At 47.5% G+C, this 23262-nt stretch carries 19 protein-coding genes; 8 read left to right on the forward strand and 11 right to left on the reverse strand.

Features of this window, described 5'->3' with window-relative positions; genetic code table 11:
- Positions 1-58: 58 nt before the first annotated feature.
- The 4 genes from KIK04_RS07050 to KIK04_RS07065 all read right to left on the reverse strand — a co-directional run bounded on the left by KIK04_RS07050 (position 59) and on the right by KIK04_RS07065 (position 4120).
- Positions 59-1234 (reverse strand): transglutaminase domain-containing protein, encoded by a 1176-nt coding sequence (locus tag KIK04_RS07050; RefSeq protein ID WP_232277571.1) that lies wholly within the window; start codon positions 1232-1234, stop codon positions 59-61.
- Positions 1235-1511: 277 nt separating this feature from the next.
- Positions 1512-2405 carry an alpha/beta hydrolase gene (locus KIK04_RS07055; protein WP_232277572.1) on the reverse strand — a complete coding sequence of 298 codons (894 nt, stop codon included), beginning with the start codon at positions 2403-2405 and terminating at the stop codon, positions 1512-1514.
- Between the two features lie 33 nt (positions 2406-2438).
- Positions 2439-3074 carry a bifunctional 4-hydroxy-2-oxoglutarate aldolase/2-dehydro-3-deoxy-phosphogluconate aldolase gene (locus KIK04_RS07060; protein WP_232278636.1) on the reverse strand — a complete coding sequence of 212 codons (636 nt, stop codon included), beginning with the start codon at positions 3072-3074 and terminating at the stop codon, positions 2439-2441.
- Positions 3075-3142: 68 nt separating this feature from the next.
- Entirely contained in the window at positions 3143-4120 is a 978-nt protein-coding gene (locus KIK04_RS07065; RefSeq protein WP_232278637.1) for an ROK family protein, read from the reverse strand.
- A 679-nt stretch (positions 4121-4799) separates the two neighbouring features.
- Between KIK04_RS07065 and KIK04_RS07070 the strand changes: the two genes are divergently transcribed.
- Entirely contained in the window at positions 4800-5009 is a 210-nt protein-coding gene (locus KIK04_RS07070) for a hypothetical protein (RefSeq protein ID WP_232277573.1), read from the forward strand.
- Between the two features lie 200 nt (positions 5010-5209).
- On the opposite strand, the gene KIK04_RS07075 is transcribed toward KIK04_RS07070, so the two are convergent.
- The 5 genes from KIK04_RS07075 to KIK04_RS07095 all read right to left on the reverse strand — a co-directional run bounded on the left by KIK04_RS07075 (position 5210) and on the right by KIK04_RS07095 (position 12328).
- Entirely contained in the window at positions 5210-6748 is a 1539-nt protein-coding gene (locus KIK04_RS07075) for an AbgT family transporter (RefSeq protein WP_232277574.1), read from the reverse strand.
- Positions 6749-7054: 306 nt separating this feature from the next.
- A complete protein-coding gene (locus tag KIK04_RS07080) occupies positions 7055-7726 on the reverse strand; it encodes a YkyA family protein (protein ID WP_232277575.1) in 672 nt (223 codons plus the stop codon).
- A gap of 25 nt (positions 7727-7751) precedes the next feature.
- Entirely contained in the window at positions 7752-8618 is an 867-nt protein-coding gene (locus KIK04_RS07085) for a polysaccharide deacetylase family protein (RefSeq protein ID WP_232277576.1), read from the reverse strand.
- Positions 8619-8846: 228 nt separating this feature from the next.
- Positions 8847-9845 carry a D-2-hydroxyacid dehydrogenase gene (locus KIK04_RS07090; RefSeq protein WP_232278638.1) on the reverse strand — a complete coding sequence of 333 codons (999 nt, stop codon included), beginning with the start codon at positions 9843-9845 and terminating at the stop codon, positions 8847-8849.
- Positions 9846-10168: 323 nt separating this feature from the next.
- Positions 10169-12328, reverse strand: a complete 2160-nt coding sequence (locus KIK04_RS07095) for a DNA topoisomerase III (RefSeq protein ID WP_232277577.1) — start codon at positions 12326-12328, stop codon at positions 10169-10171.
- A 162-nt stretch (positions 12329-12490) separates the two neighbouring features.
- Here KIK04_RS07095 and KIK04_RS07100 point away from each other — a divergent pair, with 162 nt between their 5' ends.
- The 5 genes from KIK04_RS07100 to serS all read left to right on the forward strand — a co-directional run bounded on the left by KIK04_RS07100 (position 12491) and on the right by serS (position 16637).
- On the forward strand, positions 12491-13105 hold the full coding sequence (locus KIK04_RS07100; RefSeq protein WP_232277578.1) for a class I SAM-dependent methyltransferase: 615 nt from the start codon (positions 12491-12493) through the stop codon (positions 13103-13105).
- A 122-nt stretch (positions 13106-13227) separates the two neighbouring features.
- A complete protein-coding gene (locus tag KIK04_RS07105) occupies positions 13228-13902 on the forward strand; it encodes an AzlC family ABC transporter permease (RefSeq protein WP_232278639.1) in 675 nt (224 codons plus the stop codon).
- On the forward strand, positions 13893-14219 hold the full coding sequence (locus KIK04_RS07110; protein ID WP_232277579.1) for an AzlD domain-containing protein: 327 nt from the start codon (positions 13893-13895) through the stop codon (positions 14217-14219). The genes KIK04_RS07105 and KIK04_RS07110 overlap by 10 nt, the downstream gene beginning before the upstream one ends.
- 119 nt (positions 14220-14338) lie before the next feature.
- Positions 14339-14815 carry a glutathione peroxidase gene (locus KIK04_RS07115; protein WP_232277580.1) on the forward strand — a complete coding sequence of 159 codons (477 nt, stop codon included), beginning with the start codon at positions 14339-14341 and terminating at the stop codon, positions 14813-14815.
- 403 nt (positions 14816-15218) lie between these two features.
- On the forward strand, positions 15219-16637 hold the full coding sequence (gene serS, locus KIK04_RS07120) for a serine--tRNA ligase (RefSeq protein WP_232277581.1): 1419 nt from the start codon (positions 15219-15221) through the stop codon (positions 16635-16637).
- Between the two features lie 188 nt (positions 16638-16825).
- Here the strand turns inward: serS and ppdK are convergent, their stop codons facing one another.
- A complete protein-coding gene (gene ppdK, locus KIK04_RS07125) occupies positions 16826-19534 on the reverse strand; it encodes a pyruvate, phosphate dikinase (protein ID WP_232277582.1) in 2709 nt (902 codons plus the stop codon).
- Between the two features lie 598 nt (positions 19535-20132).
- Between ppdK and KIK04_RS07130 the strand changes: the two genes are divergently transcribed.
- Both KIK04_RS07130 and KIK04_RS07135 read left to right on the forward strand, forming a co-directional pair.
- A complete protein-coding gene (locus tag KIK04_RS07130) occupies positions 20133-20702 on the forward strand; it encodes an RNA polymerase sigma factor (RefSeq protein ID WP_232277583.1) in 570 nt (189 codons plus the stop codon).
- The gene (locus KIK04_RS07135; protein WP_232277584.1) at positions 20683-22515 is read left to right on the forward strand and encodes a DUF4179 domain-containing protein; all 1833 of its coding nucleotides are present in this window, start codon (positions 20683-20685) and stop codon (positions 22513-22515) included. Before KIK04_RS07130 ends, KIK04_RS07135 begins: the two co-directional genes overlap by 20 nt.
- A 146-nt stretch (positions 22516-22661) precedes the next feature.
- On the opposite strand, the gene KIK04_RS07140 is transcribed toward KIK04_RS07135, so the two are convergent.
- Positions 22662-23222, reverse strand: a complete 561-nt coding sequence (locus tag KIK04_RS07140) for a sugar O-acetyltransferase (RefSeq protein ID WP_232277585.1) — start codon at positions 23220-23222, stop codon at positions 22662-22664.
- Positions 23223-23262 lie beyond the last annotated feature (40 nt).

The raw sequence follows: 23262 nt of genomic DNA on the forward strand, positions 1-23262 counted from the left end.
GCGACACATGGCAATGTGGTAGCACCCGAACCTGTTCCTGTTAGGTTATGCTATTATGCTAGGAAGCGGGCAGCTCAATGTCCACCAGTAAATGCTCGCTATCGTTAAACGCCGAGACCCGGTAATCAAGCTCACCCTTTCCAGCATTGAATTGCTTTAACACCTCATGCAAATCAGAACGCAGTTGAAGCTCATTATGCGCATAGCGGATTTGCACTTGTTTTAATCCTTGCTTGCGTGCCGCCTCCACTTGCTGAACGAGATCACGCGCTGTACTAATCGCGCGATCTGGCCGCAAAATATACGGGCTCCACACCCGCTGAAGCTCTGCCGCCAGTGCACGCGTTGCGGCGCTGCCTTGGTTCAGCTTCTCGATTTGGCCCGCATACGAAACGAATGCTTGCGGATATTTATCAGCTACCCATTTATGGTCTGTCCGCATCTCCTGATCCGTACGCATGTAATACGTATACCGGACTTGATTTTTTTTGTCAGGAAGCGGATCATTCCAAGTTGCATCAAGATGATACCACCGCTCATCCATTTGAATCAAATTCCAAGCGTGCAGCGTATTGCCTGCCTCTCCTTCGATCACGAGGCTCGGAATACCGACTTCCTCCATCATCGCTTGCACAAGCAAAGCATAGCCTTGGCACACCGTTTTACCGTCAGTCAAAGCCTCGTATGCGGTGAACTTTTTCATATTTGCGTCATACGCCACATTTTGTACGATATAATCATGAATTTTTTTCACCTTATAATTGACATCGTCTTCCGGCTTAATAATGGTCTGTACAATTCGCTTCGCTTCACTACGGACATACATCGACTGCTCGTACGTCTCACGATAATCAACGTATACCGTTACGGTCGCACTATTGTCGTCTCCCTTCCAATTAAAAGAATAACGGCTGACATTGTACCGAATAAACGGATCAGAATGCAGCGATTCCGCCAGCACACTGTTCATTTTTTTCGTTAACTTATCCGTTGCTCCTTCATATTGAAAAGTAGATTTCGGCTCCCGATGCGTTAATTGTTCCACTAACCATTGCTGGATTTCCTGCTTTTGACGCAGCGGTTTGGCCTCAACTGTGGATAATACTGCGAAGCCCACGATTAAGCTGGCCGAAATCATCAAAAAGATACACACACGTAAAGCTGTCCTCACTCGTCCCCGTTTCGTTACGCGTAGCGGGATGTGATGGGGCTCATCTGAATCAAAATCGTGCAAACGTATCACCACCTCGGTTAAAACGGCGCTAGTCCGCCTTTGGTGATACGTATCGTAGCACAGCACTCATGCAGATGCTGTCTGGTTATGACAGCTGCAAAATGGTTCACAATCGGAGTGAATCGGTGATCATCGACATTGGCCGCCATGAAGTTCATCTATTATGCAAGAATTCATAAAGAGGTCGCTGTATGTGAGGCATTATTTTAGGCGAGTAGTGCCGAATCGAAGCGAGTTTTGAAAAAATAAAATGTTAAGTGTTTCCTAAATTAACACCTTAGATATGCCGTTGAAAGAACGGTAATACCGTTTCCCAGAAGCGGGCATCTTGCTCGGAACAGCTATGTCCGTCCGCATCTACAAGCAAGCAAGACTGTTTATAGGGCAGTTTCGCCATTAAGGTTTCCAGTTCACTTGCCGGAATAAAATCATCCTGTCGGGAATGCACCATGAGCACAGGTACTTGCTCTTGCTGCTTACGATTGTGGTTGTCTGTTAAAATGCGCGCGAGATCAATCTTAATGAATGATTTCACCGGTATTCTGGCACGCCACAACCAAATACGCGGCAAAATATTCGCTAACGGAAATAGCGGTATATTGCGACGCTTTAGTTCTGCCGTTATCATCGTAAACGGCCGCACAGGCATCGAATCGGTTACGATGGCTTGTACATTCAAGCCCTCATGTAAGCCCAAGACAGCTCCGAATCCGCCCATTGAATGTCCCAACAATCCGATTCGCGCAGTGTCCACATCTGCACGTGATCGTGCATATCGAACAGCCGCCAGCAAATCGTCCCTGAATAAGAACGCTGAAGGCGCAGCTATCCGTTCACTTGCCCCGTGACTCGTCACATCATACATCAGCACATGGTAACCAGCTTCAATAAGCGGAGTCACATAACGCAGTACCCTCACACGGCTGGAACCCCAGCCGTGTGAAATAATAATTGTAGGGGCTCGTTCGGTGTCTATTCGCCCCTTGCCACGAATAAACCACCCTTGCAGTGGCATACAACCAACAAACTGTACATTTTCATAAGGATAAGGCGGCTCCGCCGTAATCGGTACGTGACGCGGTGCCTGACTTTTTACTGCCATCTTCCATACGCCGCCCGCCGCCCCAGCTGCTGCTAACACACTTGCTCCAAATAGCCATAACAAAGCCATCTACTCCTCCTCCTTTAACTTGGTCTAGCTGATTCAACTTGTACTTTTCGCTGTGTTCACTAGTAACTGGGCCTGCTGCCTTAACTCCTCATAGCGCCCGTCTTGAATCCATTCTTTTCGCACCAGCTTCGAACCAAGTCCAAACGCCGAAGCACCTGCCTTCAAAAATGAGGCCATATTGTCCAAATCCACTCCGCCAGTAGCAATAATCGGAATGTGTGGCAGCGGTCCACGAACTTCACGAATGTATTCAGGGCCGAGCGCCCCCATCGGGAATAACTTGACCGCTTTAGCTCCGGCTTTCCAAGCCTTTACCATCTCAGTCGGCGTCAACACGCCCGGCCACACATCAACTCCGCGCTCTGCTGCATAACTAATAACGCGTTCATCCAAGTTCGGCGAAATAAGAAACTGTGCGCCGCCATGAATCGCCTCTGCGGCCATGCTCTCATCCAACACCGTGCCAGCACCAATGTAGGCTACCCCAGCAAACTGCTCGCGCCAGCGGGCGATTTGCTGAACGGCTCCCTCCGTGTTCATCGTCACTTCCATGAACCGAACCCCGCCAGCTACAAGCGCCTGTCCTGCTAAATCGGCCGGCTCACCTGTAATGCCGCGGAAAATCGCAATGATTCGCTCTTGAAGCATCAATGATGTTAAATCTTCCATCCCGTCCGTACGAGCATCAGACGGAACCGCTACGTGTGCCATTCCATGCTCTGTTCGCAGATCAGCCATTATACATTCACCTGCAACGCTGACTTACCCAATCGATTTTTGGCAAACGCCGCGCTCCCAATCACACCGCCATCATCGATCAGCTCACCTTGGCAAATGGTCAAGTTCTCTAAATAGCCGTGATATACCGTCCGCTTCAACGTCTCACGCACCGAACGGAACAAACGCTCTCCTGCCAATGCCCCGCCTCCACCAATCACGATAACGTCTGGGCTAAACAGCGAAATAGAGTAGGCCAATCCCCGGCCTAGCACTTGCCCTGTGTAGTCCATAATTTGCACGGCCAGCTCGTCCCCTTCATCATAAGCAGCTGATACGTGCGCAGCCGTTAATTCACCGCGCTCATACACATCGCGCAGCGTGCTGCTTCGCCCTACCTCAAGCGCTTGCTTCGCTTGCCGAACGATACCCGTGGCCGACACAACCGTCTCCAAACAGCCGGTCAAGCCACAGCCACAACGTTCGGTTTCGCCTTCCACGGCGACATGACCAAGCTCGCCCGCCATAAATCGGCTGCCATAAAACAATTCGCCGCGCGTCACCGTGGCCGATGCCAATCCCGTACCGATCGTGACACCTTGTACCACTTCAGATCCACGTGCCGCACCGCTCATCGCTTCACCATAAACGTACATTCGAACATCATTATCGATAAAGACAGGTACGCCAACTTTAACGCTTAACAGCTCCGCCACTTCGACATCCTGCCATTTCAAGTTGGCCGAAAATAAACAGATTCCGCGCTCAGGGTCGATAAAGCCTGGTATTCCTGCCCCAACCGCGACCAACTCGCTGCGCTTGATTCCTGATCGGTTAACTAGCTCCTCGATCATCTCAGCCATTTTGCTAATCACCTGTTCGACACCTTGCGCTGCATCCGTTGGGCGTTTTACTTTTTCAAGCAGCTCATACTGTTCATTCACTAACCCACACACGATATTGGTGCCGCCCAAGTCGATTCCGATCATATAACTCATCATATTCTCCCCTTTAATTCTCTATTTTTTCGACAACCCATCCATTTAAATACCAAAATAAACCTTTTTATGATTAGGAATATTATACCACGAGCTATGCCGCCTAATTGTTAAATTTCTCAAAAAAAGACGACGGTCATGAACATTTTTGTATCGAAAAATGCATGAAAAATGTGTACCCTATTATTGTCGAATGTCGAGTAGATGAATTAACGATATGGATGAGGTAAAGGAGAATACACGTTGAAAATTGTAGATCGCATACTGGGGAGAATCGGAATAGCCATTGGAACCTTTTTTCTGCTTTATATTTTCTATGGGTTTCTATCACTTACTATATTAGAGATGCTTAAAATCGAAGGAATGGAATACAAAAGAGTAAGCATGATCTTAATGCTTATCGTCGCACCTATTCTAGGAATTCTGACATCTATCGTTTTAGCGGTGTATTACTTTATTCGAATACACAGGAAAAAGGAGGGTATTCATTCTTCATAACCGTAATGGCCTTTACATTAAAGTGAGCACTGAACTCAATCCCCACACAAAAAACTGACGCAAAATCGCCGCAAACTTGGAAGCGAACCTAAAGACTTCCTGCCCAGTTCCCGCTATAATAAAAGTGCTGTGAAATCAATCATTGAAAAATATGGAATTTGTAACTGATGAGGTGAAAGCCATGACCTATGTTAATATTAGTACGATTAGTCCCCAACTATTTGTAACTGTGCTCTTCTTTTTACTTATCGTATGCCCACTGCTCAGCCTCGGGGTGCTGCGCTTGTTTCAGCAAAAAACGAAAGTCGGCCTTATACATATCGTCTCTGCCATTGTAGCTTATATCGTATTTATGGTTGTGGCTGATGTGGTAGCCCAGACGTGGCGTTGAGTAAGCTAAAGATGTGAAGATTTGATGCTGCCTCTAACAACTACGAACATGCATAACTTCTGACTATATGAAAAAGATTGCCGACCATCCAGCCAAAAGGCCAGGTGGCGGGCAATCTTTTTTTAATGCAAACGAGTTGTAAAAATGCCCTTTCCAAGTAGACTTAACGACTTGAAAAGGGCATTCCTTGTATTCATGTATTATTTAATTGGCATGAAAATGCTTGTACCAGGGCCGATTTCCCAACCAAGGAACATCCATGCGAACAACATGATCAACCAACCGATTGTAAATGCAATCGTGTATGGAACCATCGTTGAAATGAGTGTTCCGATACCCACTTTTTTATCATACTTCTGCGCAAACGCAATCACGACTGCGAAGTAAGGCAACAGTGGCGAAATAATGTTCGTTGTTGAATCCGCAATCCGATACACGAGCTGCGTAAATTCCGGCGTGTAACCCAACTGCATCATAATCGGTACGAATACCGGTGCCATAATGGCCCACTTTGCAGATGCTGATCCGATAAACAGGTTAATCACACCTGAAATAAGAACAAAAATGAGAATAAGCGAAATACCTGTTACACCGCTATTTTGAATGAATTCAGCACCTTTAATCGCCAAGATCATGCCCAAATTCGTCTTACCAAAGTAAGCGACGAACTGTGCAGCAAAGAAGGCCAATACGATGTAAGAACCCATCGTAGCCATCGTGTCCGACATTTGCGCAGACACATCTCTAGAGCTGCGAATCGAACGAGTGACGACGCCGTACACTACACCTGGTACGAGGAACATGATCAAAATAACAGGTACCAAGTGTTTAAAGAATGGAGAGCTGACAATATCTCCAGTTCCACGCAATGGACCCCAATCTGGAACGACAAGCAAAGCAAGCACTACGCAAGTAGCTACAAACGAAGCAAGAGACAGCCATAGTCCGCGAACCTCTTCTGGTTTCAACTTCTCGACCTTTTCTTGCGTACCGCCTGTATACGTACCCAAGCGTGGCTCGACCAATTTATCCGTTACAAACGTACCAATAATCGTAATTAAAAATACCGACGCAGCCATGAAATAATAGTTGCCTGCGAGATTAAAGCTTTCTGCATATGCAGGATCAAGCGTTGCCGCAGCCGTACGAGACAGCTCACCTAACATCGGGTCAAGCGACGTTAGCAATAGATTCGCACTGAAACCACCGGATACACCGGCAAATGCAGCCGCCAAACCAGCGATTGGATGGCGTCCCATACCCGCAAATAGCACCGCACCTAGCGGCGTCAATACTACATAACCCGCGTCAGATGCCATACTGGACATGACGCCACCAAATACGAGCGCTGCCGTCATCAATTGACGTGGAGCAGACATAACGAGCGCGCGCAAAGCCGTCGATATCAAACCTGAGCGCTCCGCAATTCCAATACCGAGCATCGTGACGAGCACGGTGCCAAGCGGCGCAAAGTTCGTAAAGTTCGCAACCGCATTTTCAAAAATGTAAGCAATTCCTTCTTTGCTAAGCAAGTTATACACGGTCAATGTTTCACCCGGTTTGAGCGGATGTTCAACACTTAATCCAATACTGGATAAAATCGCAGATATGACTACAATTAACAGTGCCAAAATAGCGAACAACATAACCGGATCAGGCAACTTGTTGCCGATACGTTCTATGCCGTCAAGGATACGCATAAACAAGGTCCTTTTTGGAGCGCTTGCTGACTGATTCATCTGACTGTCCTCCCTAGACCAACACAAAAGTGTCCTCGTGGAGAGGACACTCAGCTAAATATTTTTATAATTATATTAAATATTGGCTCACAAATAAACAAAAATTTTACTTGTAAAATATTGAAATCTAATTCAAGTCTTATTTGAACCCTCTACATCCGTCTAACCAGCTGAACCATTAACATGTTGATGTGGAGCTTCAAAATACGATATATCCATTTAAAAAAGAAGGGGCATCCCTTCTTCGCGCCGATTCTACCCTTTGCTCGTTACGACATCATCTATGTCCTCTATAGATGGATATCATTACTTTGATGGGGTAGGCTGCGATGAGATGCCCGCTGCTTTATAAAAAGTCTGCTTCGATGTATTAAATTGCGTCGAATACTCGTTAAACTCGGTTTTTAATTGCTCGACTTGACGGAACGATGCATTGCGCTCTGAAACGGACGCATTAATATTTTTCAATTTCGTATCTGGCGATTTCAATTGCTCGTACAACTTCTGCTCCCGCTCCAACATTTCACCGTAGTGCTTATGCAAAGTTTGGAACGTATCGTAACGCTTCACATAAGCTTGATATGCAGCCGTTGCTTGCTCTTTCAATTTGGCATCTTCCAAATCGGACAGCGTACCGTCTAATTCGCCAAGCTTCTGACGAGCTTCATCAATCTGCACTTTCACTTCGTCCATCGCTAGTTTGCGCTTGGCTAATCCTTCTGTCGCGCTAGCAATTAACGTTTGCACGTTCTGATTCGATTTTACACCTTCATTAATAATGCTGCTATATTGCTGCTCGTCATGTTGTTCTAACGATTGCAAGGAAGCCATCGTTGTCGTAACAGCTGCTTCCGCCGTAGCCGCCTGTTCAAATGCGTTGAAAATTTTCGTCGTTGCAGATGTACCGCAACCTGTTAACACTACTGCTACCACGAGCAGCAACAGTGCAAAGCGTCCCCAATTGTGTCTGCTTCTCAAGCTACTAACCTCCTAAAATACTAGCTTACAACTTTTTATCATCATGGAAGTTGACCATAAAATGAGCATTCTCGTTATATACTTCGAACTCGTAGCCTTGGCTTTTAATATATTCAATAATGGCCGGCATAGCTTCCATCGTCTGCTTGCGCTCATGTAGCAAAATAATTTCTACATCTTTCGTCAATCCAGACTTCACAATGTCTACAATCCGATTCGGGTCGTTTGGATATTTCCAATCAAACGAATCTAGCGTCCAGTCCCACAACGTAAAGCCGGCTGCTGCGATATCCGCTCTGAACTGCTCACCGATTTGTGGGGCACTGCCGTAAGGAGCACGAATATTAGTTGGCTTTACACCTGTTAGCTGATTCACAATTTCTTGCGCCTCTTTGAACTCGTTCACAAAGTTCGTAGAACCGCCGCTCTTATAGAGCTTGTTGTATTCATGTGTCATACTATGAAGCCCAGGATAGTGCCCTTCTTTGGCCATACGCTTAACAGCGTCGCTGTATGTATGCATATTTTGGCCGAGCATATAAAAAGTCGCCTTAATATCATGCTGCTTCAACATATCTAGCAACTCATTCGTAAATTTGCTAGGCCCGTCATCAAACGTCAAGTACGCAACTTTACGCTTCATCCCGTTGTATTCCTTCGGTGTCGCTTTTTCTTTAGCGGCCGATAAAAATACAGGCACTTCTGTAACCGCAACCTCACCGCTTTTTACTGCCTTATCGTCTGCAAACAACGCCGTACCTATCTTATACACACCAAAACATAATCCGATTATTAAGCCTAGCAATACTAAGCGGCCAATAAATTTTTTCGGATTCAATCTTCGACCGCCTCGACGACGGCTGCTGGCCGCCATCACACTTCGCTCTCGCATCTTGTAACCCTTCCTTCTAACGACTTATTTCGACACCTACTATAATATAAATCTATCAAAAGCGTATTACAGAAACGTTACAAGATCTAGGGAAATGTTAGGAATATAGAAACATTGTTGTTACTACATACGGATTATGGAGAGATGTGGCGGAATACGGCGAGATATGGACAAAAAAAAGAGACGGCAACAGCATGACGAGCATGCTCTTACCGTCTCTCTAATGCGCTATGAAACGACATGTTGCGGCTGACCGCGTAAAAAATGTTGAATATTGCTCGATGCGATTTCAAGCAAGCGGCTACGAGCCGCTTGTGAAGCCCATGCGATATGCGGCGTAATGATAAGCCGCTCGTGGCCCTCAGTTCCTGCTAACAGCGGATGATTCGTTGCTGGAGGCTCTTCGGACAGTACATCCAGCATAGCTCCAGCGATTGTCCCCTGCTCCAACGCAGCGAGCAACTGCTGCTCGTGGACAAGCGCACCGCGTGCTGTATTAATGAGCAGCGCACTTCGTTTCATTTGCTGCAAAAAGCGCTCGTTAACCATATGACGCGTGTCATCGTTTAACGGGCAGTGCAGCGAAATGACGTCGGCTTGCTGCAATAACTCTGCCTGCGAGACAAAGCTAACATGAGGATGGTCGACTTGACCGCGATTGCTGCGGCTCGATACGAGTACCTTCATGCCAAATGCTTGCGCCAGTCTAGCAACCTGCTGGCCGATGAGACCGAAGCCAATAATGCCGAACGTCAAGCCTGCGAGCTCTGTCTGGCTCGTGAGCCAGAAGCTGAAGTCCGCTTGACGGGACCATTCTCCCGCCTTCACCGCATCGTCGTGCCGCTCGATGCGATGGCACCAAGCAAGCAGCAAGGCAAATACGAATTGCGCCACTCCTTCCGTGCCGTATGAAGGTACATTCGTCACGGTAATATGCCGCTCTCTTGCAGCCGCTACGTCTACGACGTCATACCCCGTCGCCAAGACGCCGATATAACGTAAGTCTGGCAATTGTGACATCGTTTCAGCCGTTAAGCGCGTCTTGTTCGTCAGCACAATCGCCGCGCCCTGTGCCCGATCTATGACATCTGCTGGTGCTGATCTGTCATACACTTGCAGTTGTATGTGATCAGCTTGGTAACCTGCGGCTTGCACCGCTGTATTAACGGTATCCCAACTTAAATCTCCCGGATTAAGCATTAAACCATCAAGAACAACGATGCGTATCATCTCAAGCTTCCCCTGCCCTCTCAGCGATTTACGATGCAACATCTATACGTATTTTGCGCTTATGTGATCAACTTAAGCCTATACCTTCAAGCCCGCTACTGCTCGATTGCTATATACTTCTGATTGATAGCTCGATGATGCCACACTACAGCTAGATACTTCTGTTTAGTTGCTAGATACCGCCACACTGTAGCTAGGTTCAACTAACTGTTCCATTGCTCGATGATGCTCCATTATAGCTAGATACTACTACTGATCGATTGCTATATACTTCTGTTCAGTTGCTAGACGCTACTGCCCGATTACGAAGATGTCTCTCACTACTCCTGCTGCTTCGCCATAGCCGCCTTCAGCAACTCACCCAAGTTAGATCCGATCGGCTCCTGCTTCTCAAATTGCTTCACTAACTTGCGCTCCTCATGCTTGCGCAACTTCCCGCCGCCCTCTTCGAGCTTCTGCGTGATGTTACACGGCAAGCACTGAAAGAACTTGCCTGCCTTGCCGTCTTTCAGCTCCATCCGCTTATGGCAAGTTGGGCAACGACGGTTAGACAACGTTTTTTCCCCGGAACGTTTGTACTCACACGACTTGTTCGAGCAGACGAGCATCTTGCCGCGCTTCGTCTTTCGCTCCATAAGCCGTGCGCTGCATTCCGGACAATGGCTATGCGTCAAATTGTGTGGCTTATATTCCGCCTCACTCGTCTTCACCTCTCGTACGAGTTGCTCTGACATGCGACGAATATGACTCATAAAAGAAGCAGAACGAGCTTCTCCACGCGCAATTCGTTCCAACTCACTCTCCCATGAAGCCGTAAGCTCTGGCGAACGAAGCTGCTCGGAAACAAGGTTAATAAGCTGCGTCCCTTTGCCTGTCGGCTGCAAATGAGAACCTTGACGCTCGATCGTATCTGAAGCAACTAGCTTCTCGATAATATCAGCACGCGTCGCTGGCGTGCCTAAGCCATGCTTCTCCATTTGCGTCAGCAGCCCCGCTTCTGTATACCTTGCGGGCGGCTTCGTACGGTCACGGCGTGTAAACAGACGCTTAACAGACAGCTTATCCCCTTTCGTCAGGCTCGGCAGACGCTGATCCTGATTCCAAGCGGCACGCGCATCTTCTTGAGTCCGCGCTTGTGTGGCGCTTCCCTCATCGTCCTCCACGTCGTTCCAATCACCGCCGTACGCTTCGCGCCAGCCAGCCTCTAGCATCGTTCTGCCTTTGGCGTGCAGCTTCTCACCTGCAACCTCAAGTGTCACCGTTACTTGCTCGTAACGAGCAGGCTTCAAGAAGAGCGCGATAAATCGACGCGCGATGAGGTCATATAGCTTGCGCTCATCCGCAGAAAGCGCATGTAAACGCAGCGGCTCATCCGTAGGAATGATCGCGTGGTGATCAGTCACTTTGCTGTCGTCCACGATGCGCTTCGTCGTCGTTAGCTGATTACGCAGTAGCGGCCTGACGAGCGACGCATAGGGACCAACCGCCATCGCATCCAGCCGCTCTTTCAGCGTGCCGACCATGTCCGAGGACAAGTAACGGCTGTCGGTGCGCGGATAGGTTACGATTTTGTGCTGCTCGTATAACTTCTGCAGCACATTGGAAGTCTGCTTCGCTGAGAATCCGAAGCGACGGTTCGCATCACGCTGCAACTCGGTTAAGTCGTATGCCAGCGGATGCGGTTCCGCTTTCGTCGTCTTGTTCAGCTCGACGACAGTAGCCGCTTGGCCCTGCATACGCAGTACGCGTTGCTCTGCCACATTCAAATCAAATAGGCGCGCATCGCCATTGGCCCCGCGCCACACAGCCTCAAAGCCAGCGAACTCGGCATGCACCGTATCGTATTCTTGCGAGCGGAACTCGCGAATGTCGTGCTCACGAGTAATCAATGTCGCGAGCGTCGGTGTCTGAACGCGCCCCGCGGACAAAGGCGTCTCGAACTTGCACGTCAATGCACGTGTCACGTTCAATCCAATGAGCCAGTCCGCCTCTGCACGACAGCGAGCCGACTCGTACAAACGGTCAAACTGATTGCCAGGCTTCAATTGACGGAATCCTTCTTTAATCGCTTTATCCGTTTGCGATGAAATCCAAAGACGGCGAAACGGCTTATTCCATTTCACCATTTGCATAATCCAGCGTGCGAGCAGTTCGCCTTCACGCGCTGCATCAGTCGCTACAATGAGTTCTTTAATATCCGTGCGCTTGCACAACTGCTGTACAGCCTTAAATTGATGAGCCGATTCTTTTAACACTTTCAACCTCATCTGCTCGGGTACGATTGGCAAGTCTTCTAAACGCCACGTTTGAAATTTCCGGTCGTAATCTTCCGGCTCTGCTAAGCCGACCAAATGGCCAAGTGCCCATGTAACGATATAATTAGGACCTTCCATGTAATGTTTATGTGTGGAGCGACAGTCCAACACGCGCGCAATCTCACGTGCGACTGATGGCTTCTCCGCCAATACAAGTGCTTTCATCCAATTCTTCCTTCCGTTATGCGTACTATGCTGCTTATTATACCATGGGATAGCAGTAAGCACGGTATGGATAAGCAGCCTTCATTTTCAGTCCTGTTCAATAATTTCCCGTAAAAGTGCACAAGCTAAACAAATGGCAAATGGACGAAAAGGAGAACACCGATGAAAGACAGTTACGCGGGATGGCACTGGAATAGCTGGAAAGACACCGTCTTGTTTTTTTATAAATTTATACGAACCCCCCACTTAATTGGCAGTCTCATTCCTAGCTCACAAGCACTAGCATTACGCATGATGGAGCCTGTGAATTGGCACACACTTGAGACGATTGCCGAACTCGGAGCTGGCACAGGCGTATTTACGAAGCATGTTATGCAATACAAACGTGCAGAATCGACCTTCCTCATTTTTGAACAAGATACGGATATGCGTAAGCGGTTGCTCCAACAATATCCGCACGCTGTTATGGGCGAACACGCAGAACATCTGCTTAGCGCCATGCAGCAGTACGGGATTTCCACCTTAGACGTGGTAATAAGCGGACTTCCGTTTGCCATATTTTCGAGCAAGCTCATTGATGACATTCTAGATCAAGTCGAACAAGCACTAAAGCCTGACGGGTTATTTATTGCCTTTCAATACTCGGTTCATATGCGCAAGCGGCTGGCACAAAAATTCGACATCGACCACATCCGCTTCGTACTGCCAAATATACCGCCCGCTTTTGTTTACGTGTGCCGGAAACGTTCTTCCCTACCTTTACTGATTATGGAATAAACTATATGATATTCAGAACGTTTATTGCTACATGATCAGTAGACAAGGAGTGAACTGAATTGAATCAGGAACTAGTATCCGAGCGACGGGGCGTTGCTCAGCCTCTGCATGAAGATACATTTATGCAAGGTGTAAAAGATTGCTTACCAACTGTGCTTGGCTATTTAAGCATCGGCTTCGCCGCCGGTGTGCTCGAACGAGCAGCAGGGTTAACGATTATGGAAATTCTCCTTATGTCCCTGTTCGTCTACGCCGGGTCCGCACAATTTATTACCGCGGGCATGGTGCTGGCTGGCGCTCCGGTGACCGCCATTATTTTCACTATTTTTCTGGCAAATCTTCGACACTTGCTGATGAGTGCTGCACTTGCGCCCTATTTTCGCCATCTTCCTATTTGGAAAAATACGTTGATCGGGCTTCAAATTACCGATGAAACGTTCGGTGTGGCAGCTAATCATTTAGCTAACCGAGCGTTAGGCAGCGACAAGTGGATGCTTGGACTAAACGTAACGGCTTATTTGAACTGGGCTATTGCTAATGTGGCTGGCGCATTTTTTGGACAATGGATCGCTGATCCGAAAGCATGGGGCCTTGATTTTGCACTGCCTGCGATGTTTATCGGTTTGTTAATCTTGCAAATCTTAAGCAGAGGCAAGCTGCGTACCGATGTCATCGTTGCCGCTAGCGCTGCCATTATAGCTTTCATAGGCGGTTTAGTAGGTTTGGACAGCTTCAGCATTATTATTGCAACCGTAGTTGCAGCAACGATGGGGATGGTGGTTGAAAAATGGAAGTAAGCTGGTACTTATTCCTTATTATTATGGGCGGAGCGATCGTGACGATGATTCCACGCGTATTGCCGCTAGTCTTATTAAGTAAAATTCAAATACCTGACTGGGGAATACGTTGGCTTAGTCATATTCCGGTCGCCGTCATGGCCGCTTTGCTGGCGCATGAGTTGCTGTTGCCGACCTCGGAATTTTCCATTTTACATAATAATTTACGACTGTTAGCTGCTGTTCCCGCGCTACTTGTCGCTTATTTTACCCGTAGCTTACTTGGTACGGTCACGGTTGGTATGCTAACGATGATGGCGCTGCGCTGGTTCACCTAAACGAAATCGTTTTTCTTCACCTTTATATTTAATTTGTGCAAAATTTAATTGATAACAATATAATGCCGTGTTATAAATAAAGTGAAGTTAAAAAAGCGGAACCCGAAGGAGCGAATGAAATGTCGAACCTCTATGATATGGAAGTGAACACGCCTGCTGGCGAAGCAACATCGTTGCGTGAATATGAAAATAACGTTCTACTCATCGTCAATACAGCAAGCAAATGTGGCTTTACGCCGCAATTTAAAGAGCTGCAATCGCTCTACGAAACGTATAAAGAGCGCGGCTTTACCGTACTTGGCTTCCCTTGCGATCAATTCGCCAAGCAAGAGTTCGACAACATGAATGAAACGATGGAGTTTTGCCAGTTGAATTATGGCGTTTCGTTCCCTATGTTCGCTAAAGTGGATGTAAAAGGTGAGCAGGCTCATCCTTTGTTCTCTCATTTGACGTCTGCGAAAAAAGGGCTACTTGGCAGCGATGTGAAATGGAATTTCACCAAGTTTCTCGTTGATCGCCAAGGCCGTGTCATTGATCGCTACGCCCCGCAAACGAACCCAAGTAAATTGGCGAAAGATATTGAAGGGCTGCTGTAGATTGCTGAACCATTTTAATATAGGGGTAAGATATGCCCCCTTGACTTTCCATTTAAAGCCTATATAATAACGTTAATTATAAATGTGCACATTACGCCCGTGAAGAGCATCCAACTCGGAGGCGTTCTCGTCAAGGATTTGCGGACCCATTCGCAACTCCCTAAGTGAACCGGAACCGCCCGTTATCGCGGAACCAAGAGGGTAGCAGCAACGATTGCAATTACAGCACCTTTAATGAAGGTAAGCCACGATAGAGGCTTACCTCGTAAGGTAGGCTGTTCTGTAGTCGTTAGTTGCACCAAGTTGGGTGGCACCGCGAGCTAAGCGCTCCTCGTCCCAATCGGATGAGGGGCGCTTTCTGTCTTTTTTCAACAATTTCGCGGAATAAAAGGAGACGATCGCTATGTTAGACATGCATTGGATTCGCCAATACCCAGAACGAGTGCAAGAGGCTGCTGATTTAAAAGGAATTCGCTTCTCGGTGCAAGAACTGCTAGATTCGGATCATAAGCGCCGTTCGCTGTTAACAGCTGTTGATGAGCTACGTCGGGAGCGAAACGAAGTTTCGACCCGTATTGGGCAATATATGCGAGCAACACATCGCAATCACGGCAAGAAACATGAAGCCAGACTTGGAGCTGATGCTACCCCTCTAGAGCACAATCAGACGCAGGAGCAAAAGCAGGAGCAGGAGCAAGCTCTAAAGCAAGATTTGCAGCTCGATTTGGAACTTGATTTGGAGTTCGACTTGGAACAATTAAAGCAGCAGGTCAACTTGGCGAATGAACAATTGGCTGAACTAGAAATGGAGCTGGCACAGGCTGAGCAGCACTATAAACAGCTTATACTGCTCGTCCCTAACCTCCCTTCGCCAGATTCGCCTGTTGGGCAGACAGACGAAGATAATGTTGAAGTTCGCAGGGTAGGCGAACCAACTGTGCAGCAGGAAGACGCAGCGCTTGACCATGTCGCGCTTGGGGAGCGGCTCGGCCTTATCGATATGGGACGCGGCGTCAAAGTGGCCGGAACGCGCCAATATTATTTGACCGGAGCAGGCGTCTACTTGCATCGAGCTGTGCAGCAGCTTGCGATGGATCTACTTGTGCGGCAAGGATTTGTGCCGCTGGAAGTGCCTCTTATGGTACGCGAACAAGCGTTAACGGCATCTGGCTTTTTCCCGTACGGTCAAGAGCAGACTTATGCGGTAGCCGATGACCAATGGCTCGTAGGCACATCGGAGGTCAGCTTAATCTCGTACTATGCGGGCGAAATTGTAGATTTAAGCAGCGGGCCTATTTGTTTGGCAGGAGCTTCGACGTGCTTCCGCCGTGAAGTCGGATCGGCAGGACGCGATGTGCGTGGACTGTACCGTGTACATCAATTTGCCAAAGTGGAGCAAGTTATCATTTGCCGCAATGATGCAGCTGAAGCGGACCGATTGCTACAGCACATCCTCAGCAATGCGGAGCAAATATTGCAGTTGCTGGAGCTACCTTATCGAGTGATGGCCGTATGTACAGGCGACATGTCGGAAAAGACGCATAAGCAGTATGATATTGAAACGTGGATGCCTAGCCGCGGAGCTTACGGTGAAACGCATTCGGCTTCGAATTTGCTGGACTTTCAAGCACGACGGTCGAATATCCGCTTCCGCGACGGCGAGGGTAAGCTGCAATATGCTTATACATTGAACAATACAGCCGTTGCCAGCCCGCGCATCTTGATCCCATTGCTGGAAAATCATCAGCGCCCAGACGGTTCGATTTACATTCCAGAAGCGCTGCGACCGTATATGTATGGTATGACCGAAATTAAAGCATAAATAACGCGATTTTAAATAGGAAAAGGCGCGCCTCACCTCAGATGCGTTGCAGGAGCTGCATGTGTTGCATATGTTGCATCTGTTGCATCTGTTGGACGAAGTGCGCCTTTGGCCTGCTAAAATGCTCGTTCAAGTAGCTTGCTTAGTAGTTTGTTCAATAGCTTGCTTAAAAGCTCGCTTATGCCCACCTAAATAGCTTCCACTTTCCGCTTCGACATGCGCTCCGCTTGCTGGGACAAAGAAGCCTGCATGTGCTGCTTTCTGTGCTGTAGTACCGCTTGTGCAGCCGCAATGCGTGCGTTCGGAATGCGATAGGGCGAGCAACTTACGTAGTCTAGCCCAATGGCATGACAAAATGCAATCGACTTGCTGTCGCCACCGTGTTCACCGCAAATTCCCGTCTTCAAATTAGCATTCATAGCCTTGCCACGTGCAGCCGCCAACTCGATAAGCTGACCAACACCGTCTTGGTCAAGCACTTGAAAGGGGTTAACAGGCAATATTCCTGTCTCCAAATATTGCGCTAAAAATTTCCCTTCAGCGTCATCGCGGCTATAGCCAAACGTCATTTGGGTCAAATCGTTTGTACCAAATGAAAAGAACTCGGCATGCTGTGCAATTTCGCCTGCCGTCAATGCTGCTCGCGGCACTTCAATCATCGTGCCTACTCGATAAGGGCATAGCAGCCGCTCCACACCCAGCACACGCTCTGCACATTCATCAATCCGCTTGCGCAGTCGGCTCAATTCATTTACATGCCCGACTAGCGGCACCATAATATCGGGCAGTACAGCAACTCCGCGATGAATACTTGCACGCGCAGCTAAGAACACCGCCTCGATCTGCATATCGTAAATATCAGGAAACAACAAGCCTAACCGACAGCCACGTAAGCCGAGCATCGGATTCGTCTCATGCAGTGATTCTACTTTGCGAAGAACATGAGTCAGCCGCTCACGCTCAATGCCTGTGCTCAATCCCGCTTCCACTTGGTGTAACTGATCCTTCAAATCATACAAGCTTGGCAAAAATTCATGCAGCGGCGGGTCCAGCAACCTGATCGTCACCGGCAAACCGTCCATTGCCGCAAAAATACCTTCAAAGTCCGCTTGCTGCATCGGCAAAATGCGCCGCAGCGCAGCAGCACGTTCAACGTCCGACTCCGCCAAGATCATCGCCTGTACGACGGGCAGTCGTTCTGGGCTCATAAACATATGCTCTGTGCGACATAGCCCGATGCCTTGTGCACCGAATTCGCGTGCTTTTGCAGCATCTTCCGGCGTATCCGCGTTGGCGTAAACTTGCAGCTCGCGAATGCTATCCGCCATGCGCAGCAATTCCGCAAGCTCTGCCGTCACTTGCGGCTCTTGCAACTCTACTGTGCCAAGAATGACCTGCCCCGTGGCACCATCTATCGTCAACGCTTCACCCTCGCGCACCGTTACGTTGCCAAGGCGCAGCGTGCCGCTCTGCGCATCAATCACGAGCGTAGCACAGCCACATACGCACGGCTTACCCATGCCTCGCGCCACAACTGCGGCGTGGCTTGTCATGCCGCCCCTACTCGTCAGCACGCCTGCGGCTGCAATAACGCCGTGAATATCATCCGGCGTCGTTTCCGTGCTGACAAGCAGCACGCTACGCCCTTCGCTCTTCCACTGCACAGCCGTGTCTGCGTCGAATACGACTTGGCCGGAGGCAGCTCCTGGCGAAGCAGGCAGTCCTTGGGCTAGCACGGTTAGCGCTTCGCCGTGTCGAATCGAGCGATGCAACAACTGATCCATATGCATCGGTTCCATTCGCTCGACCGCCTCTTCCGGCGAAATAACGCCTTCGCGCACGAGATCAACCGCAATTTTAACCGCCGCTTGTGCCGTTCGTTTGCCTTCGCGGGTTTGCAGCAAATATAACTGCCCTTGCTCCACCGTAAATTCAATATCTTGCATATCTTTGTAATGCTGCTCCAACTTTAACGCCGTATCCACTAACTGCTCATAAATGTACGGCATCTCCGCATCCAAATGACTAATAGACAACGGCGTACGCACCCCCGCCACGACATCCTCACCTTGTGCGTTTGCTAAATATTCGCCGTAAATCATTTTTTCACCCGTAGAAGGGTTGCGGGTAAATAAGACGCCTGTGCCGCTATCTTCTCCCCAGTTGCCGAACACCATCGCTTGAATGTTGACCGCCGTTCCTTGCGCATCCGGAATACCGTACGTACGACGGAACACTTGCGCACGCGGATTGTGCCAGCTGCGGAATACGGCCTCAATCGCCATTTGCAGCTGCTGCTCTACTTGCTGGGGAAACGAATCACCTGTCCGTTCCAGAATGGCTTGCTTGAACGACTGACACACTTCCTTCCAACCGTCAGCCGTCACATCGTGATCCTCAACAAAGCCCCTTTCTTGCTTCATGAGGTGAACCATATCTTCAAATAACACAGTAGGAATGTACAGAACAACCGTGCTAAACATATGCAAAAATCTACGGTAACAATCGTACGCAAATCGCTCATCCTGCGTAAGTATTGCTAGCCCCTCTACTGTCTCATCATTTAGACCCAAGTTTAATATCGTATCCATCATCCCCGGCATCGAAGCAACAGCTCCCGAGCGAACGGAGACGAGCAGCGGATTGTGTCTATCTCCTAATTTCAACTGCTTGCGTTGCTCTAGAAGAAACAGCGCCTGCTGCACCTCTTCCATCAGCCCAAGCGGCAGTATTTGCCCCGCTTCCTCATACGCCAAGCAAGCCGCCGTCGTAATCGTGAATCCCGGTGGGATGGGCAGCCCAAGTCCCGTCATTTCGGCTAAGTTTGCCCCTTTTCCGCCTAACAACGGCTTCAAGGCCACCTGACCCTCGTGAAAATGATATATCCGCTTGCTCATTGACTATGTTCCTCCCTTGTATGGTTTACATGTATCTACATGAGCTGCTGTGTGTTTCATCCATATATGTTGGCTTCTGCTAGGTCGTAGGCTAATTCGTAATAGCATTGGTGGATTACATTCGGAAATGTCAGAATTCGATGATTCCCCAGTCTGATGGTGTGGATAATTGCAGATATAAAGAAGAAATGTGATGTAATAAATATTCTTATTTGCCGGATATAATGTATCACATATTTATTTAATGCACAATATTAAATATTTGATACACAATAAATACACAAAAAAGTACGGAATTTTTATTCCGTACAGGTAATTTCCAAAATACAACGTCATATAAACCGAATCATAATGGATTATTTCGCTTATTTACGGCTATGAAATACGATTTTAAGAAGCTATAAATTTTTTGTTATGATTTTCCGAAAAATGTGTAAGAATTATGCAACGATTTTCGTTCTAATGAAGTAAGGTATACTAATACCTTTTTTTGAGCTTCTTAAATATGAAAATAATGGAGAAACGGCTCCTTTTCATTTCTAAAGTAACGATAACCGTTTCTATTTGCAGGTGTCTTTATCTGTTGGAGGATGTTATCATGCAGGATGATGTTACGCTTATAAAGCTTATTTTAGAAGGGGATCAAGATTCATACGTGCAACTCATTAATAAACATAAACAACGGCTGTATGCGTTTATTTATAGAATGATGGGACAAACTCAAGACGCGCAAGATATGACACAGGAAGTGTTTATTAAAGCTTACTTGAATTTGCATCGCTATACGCATCAAGGATCGTTTTGGACATGGCTAAGCCGAATTGCTTATCATCATTGTATCGACGAAATTCGTAAACGAAAGCGAATACAACATATACCGCTACTCGACATTGAAATTCCCGAACAAGTAACTCCAGAAGATATATTACTGGAAAAAGAGCAAACGGATACATTGTGGCAACTAGTCATTCAGCTTCCGCCTGACTACCGCGATGTTATTTTACTACGCCACGTCCAGCAGTTAAGTTATAACGAAATTAGCGATGTTATTGGACTTCCTGTAAGCACGGTACAAATCAGATTGCATCGCGCTCGTAAAAAATTACGGGAAATGATTGTCCAACAATCCACACAAGGAGGTAAGTTCTATGAATTGCTTGAAGTTTGATCAGTTCATGAAATACCTCTATAACGATGTAACGAAAGATGAAGCGATTTTATTTCATGCTCACCTAGAGCGTTGTACAACATGTCGTTCACAGTTAGAAATGTATCAAATGGAAACCGCGCTGCTGGATACGTTAAGCTATTGTCCACCGTTACCAGAGTCGTTCGCTTCCAATGTCATGGCCGCTATCGAAGGTAAGAAGCCCCTGCATTGGAAAACGAACAATGACGAACGAACACAGTCACGGTTTCATTTTGATATGGCTGGGCATGAGAATGAATTCACACAGCCCTTGCAACATTGGACTGTGCCAGACTCTGAGCTTGGTATAGAGCGCCCCGTTGAGACTCGCCAACAACGTAAACGTCGGGCACAACAATCTCGCCGTAAACGAATTAAAATCGTAGCTTTAGCAAGTACAACCATGTTTATTGCCGCCTCTATGCTTGGTGCCTATATGTCGCCGACATTTGCAGCGTATGTAAAGTCATTATTTCTTTTTTACAAAAGTCATGAAGGTACCAAACAAGCAGCTCAACAAGGCCACGCGCTGCCCATTGATATGAAAGTGACTGATAAAGGCTACACGTTAATTGTTAAAGAAGCGCTGCTCGATCCGTTACAGCTATCAATTGCATTTCGTCTTCACTACAATGGGAAACCCGTTTCAACCGAATTAGTAATGAAACATGCCCTTTGGTCTGATCCACCGCCAGGAAGCGATAAGCTTGTCCCTCCTATCAACACATTTGAGTTGCTAGATGAGTCCAACAAGCCGATTCAGCAAACGCAGTTAAGCTGGTCCCAACACCATCTTGATACGGTGCTGCAACTTCCGATTCATTCTTCCTTGGATAAAGGCGCAGTCAAAGCCTTGAATGAAATTCCAGATAAGGTTTATATAAAGTTTAATGTAAACCAAATTGGCGATACAAATGGAATGTGGCATGTAAAGGTTCCGATTGATATTCAAAAAGCAAAGGCAGCTTCAAATTGGATGATGCTGGACAAGTCACATTTGTCTCCACTTGGTCTCGATATTTCGCTATTGCAGTTGCGTCATGGGCCGAGTCGCTCGGAGCTATTTTTGCACACAAGCAACACCGAGGTGTGGGCGAAACGGTTGAAAGATATGAAGGCGGAACAACGACAAGATATTATGCTTGATTGGTACGGTTTGTTCTATCAAATCAAGGATCAGCAAGGGAATATCGTTGCGGCTTGGGATGGTATGTCGCAAGGGCAAATGCAGCTTGGTCATAAAAACATCGTTCGCGAAGCCTTTTTTGGGAGCGGAGGTTATGAGCAGCACAGTTATTTGCCATTCGGAAATAAGCAACATTTGATATTTGAGCTTAAGTCTATTTATACGAACGAGCCTCTTCAGTTAGCGCTCAAGCTTCATTCAAACGCAGCAAGAACAACGACAGAGCCGTTAACTGTTGTTCATGAGGGCACAACTATTCGTGTTAAACCGATAAAACAACAAGGTAAACAAGACATTACCACAGTCAAGCTGGTGAATGGGTCTGGAACTTATAAAGGAGAAGGCTTTATCTTAGAAATGGATATGACACATCCTCTGGGTACCGCCTTATATAGTGCTTGGACTATTACTGACGAAAAGGGAACTCCGCTGGAGTATACGGAAGACTTAGCTCCAAAGCGTGCAGCGGACGGTTCATATCATATTCGCAAGTGGTTCTTTTTTGAGGGCATGAAGAAGCTACCACAGCAAATGATACTGAAACCGAAAGTCAAAGTACGGTCGCACACGGTCGATTGGTCGACCCCACTGCCATCCAAGCCATAACGATAGCGTCAACCATGCTATAACGTAAAGAAGCCCTGCAATTAAGTAACAGGGCTTCTTTTTGACGCATTTTAAACTGAATAGTTACAAGACTGGTTACAAGGCCATTCCTATAGGTTACATATGCTCTAATATGCTCTATTCGCTTAATTACTTAATTGCTTAATAACACGGCCTGGATTTCCTGCCACGACAACATTTGCTGGAATATCCTTCGTCACTACACTTCCAGCACCGATGACGACATTGTCGCCAATCGTAACGCCTGGCATAATGATCGCTCCCCCGCCAATCCATACATTATCTCCGATCGTTATCGGTGCCCCGTACTCAACACCTGAGATACGCGTAGCCGCATCAAGCGGATGGTAAGCCGTATAAATCTGAACGCATGGTGCAAGCATTGCATTTTTGCCAATGCGTACTTCACACACATCCAAAATCACACAATTAAAGTTAGCGTAAAAGTTCTCACCAACATGGATGTTGTACCCGTAATCGCAACGGAAATCGGGCTCCATGTACAAGTTGTTCCCTGTAGAGCCGAACAACTCTTTCAGCAACACACTCCGCTGCTCAACTTCTGTCTCCAGTGTTGCATTGAACAAGCGCGTGAGCTTGCGTGCGCTTAAGCGATCTGCGATCAATTCCGGATCGGCAGCGAGGTAAGCTTCCCCAGCTATCATTTTTTCTTTTTCTGACTTCATCACTAACGAACCTCCTCTGGAAGCTACTGAATCTACTTTA

Source organism: Paenibacillus sp. 481 (assembly GCF_021223605.1).
Taxonomy (GTDB): domain Bacteria; phylum Bacillota; class Bacilli; order Paenibacillales; family Paenibacillaceae; genus Paenibacillus_B.

What these genes read in the sequence shown, in the direction of transcription:
- KIK04_RS07110 (WP_232277579.1), top strand. Translation starts at nt 13,893, where the DNA reads ATGGAAGTAAGCTGGTACTTATTCCTTATTATTATGGGCGGAGCGATC.
- KIK04_RS07095 (WP_232277577.1), bottom strand. Translation starts at nt 12,328, where the DNA reads ATGAAAGCACTTGTATTGGCGGAGAAGCCATCAGTCGCACGTGAGATT.
- KIK04_RS07100 (WP_232277578.1), top strand. Translation starts at nt 12,491, where the DNA reads ATGAAAGACAGTTACGCGGGATGGCACTGGAATAGCTGGAAAGACACC.
- KIK04_RS07135 (WP_232277584.1), top strand. Translation starts at nt 20,683, where the DNA reads ATGAATTGCTTGAAGTTTGATCAGTTCATGAAATACCTCTATAACGAT.
- KIK04_RS07105 (WP_232278639.1), top strand. Translation starts at nt 13,228, where the DNA reads ATGCAAGGTGTAAAAGATTGCTTACCAACTGTGCTTGGCTATTTAAGC.
- ppdK (WP_232277582.1), bottom strand. Translation starts at nt 19,534, where the DNA reads ATGAGCAAGCGGATATATCATTTTCACGAGGGTCAGGTGGCCTTGAAG.
- KIK04_RS07060 (WP_232278636.1), bottom strand. Translation starts at nt 3,074, where the DNA reads ATGGAAGATTTAACATCATTGATGCTTCAAGAGCGAATCATTGCGATT.
- KIK04_RS07085 (WP_232277576.1), bottom strand. Translation starts at nt 8,618, where the DNA reads ATGCGAGAGCGAAGTGTGATGGCGGCCAGCAGCCGTCGTCGAGGCGGT.
- KIK04_RS07115 (WP_232277580.1), top strand. Translation starts at nt 14,339, where the DNA reads ATGTCGAACCTCTATGATATGGAAGTGAACACGCCTGCTGGCGAAGCA.
- KIK04_RS07075 (WP_232277574.1), bottom strand. Translation starts at nt 6,748, where the DNA reads ATGAATCAGTCAGCAAGCGCTCCAAAAAGGACCTTGTTTATGCGTATC.
- KIK04_RS07070 (WP_232277573.1), top strand. Translation starts at nt 4,800, where the DNA reads ATGACCTATGTTAATATTAGTACGATTAGTCCCCAACTATTTGTAACT.
- KIK04_RS07065 (WP_232278637.1), bottom strand. Translation starts at nt 4,120, where the DNA reads ATGAGTTATATGATCGGAATCGACTTGGGCGGCACCAATATCGTGTGT.
- KIK04_RS07055 (WP_232277572.1), bottom strand. Translation starts at nt 2,405, where the DNA reads ATGGCTTTGTTATGGCTATTTGGAGCAAGTGTGTTAGCAGCAGCTGGG.
- KIK04_RS07130 (WP_232277583.1), top strand. Translation starts at nt 20,133, where the DNA reads ATGCAGGATGATGTTACGCTTATAAAGCTTATTTTAGAAGGGGATCAA.
- KIK04_RS07140 (WP_232277585.1), bottom strand. Translation starts at nt 23,222, where the DNA reads ATGAAGTCAGAAAAAGAAAAAATGATAGCTGGGGAAGCTTACCTCGCT.
- serS (WP_232277581.1), top strand. Translation starts at nt 15,219, where the DNA reads ATGTTAGACATGCATTGGATTCGCCAATACCCAGAACGAGTGCAAGAG.